We start from the raw sequence: 345 nt of genomic DNA on the forward strand, positions 1-345 counted from the left end.
GGGGCCTTAGCTCAGCTGGGAGAGCGCCTGCCTTGCACGCAGGAGGTCAGCGGTTCGATCCCGCTAGGCTCCACCAACTATAACAATAAAGATCCTGGCGGCGTAGCTCAGCTGGCTAGAGCGTACGGTTCATACCCGTAAGGTCGGGGGTTCGATCCCCTCTGCCGCCACTTTTTTAGGACCTTTAGCTCAGTTGGTTAGAGCAGACGGCTCATAACCGTCCGGTCGCAGGTTCGAGTCCTGCAAGGTCCACCATTTATCTATTATCACGGAGGAATACCCAAGTTTGGCTGAAGGGATCGGTCTTGAAAACCGACAGGGGAGTCAAATCCCGCGGGGGTTCGA

3 tRNA genes are annotated in these 345 nt (G+C 56.2%); all 3 read left to right on the forward strand.

The features are described 5' to 3' along the window. Nucleotides 1–76 (forward strand) — tRNA-Ala (locus Q0785_RS20295). Nucleotides 77–96: 20 nt separating this feature from the next. Further along, a tRNA-Met gene (locus Q0785_RS20300) sits at nt 97–170 on the forward strand. 8 nt (nt 171–178) lie between these two features. After that, nucleotides 179–255, forward strand: a tRNA-Ile gene (locus tag Q0785_RS20305). Nucleotides 256–345: the final 90 nt, after the last annotated feature.

It is taken from the genome of uncultured Planococcus sp. (assembly GCF_947501725.1).
In the GTDB taxonomy this organism is placed as follows: domain Bacteria; phylum Bacillota; class Bacilli; order Bacillales_A; family Planococcaceae; genus Planococcus; species Planococcus donghaensis_C.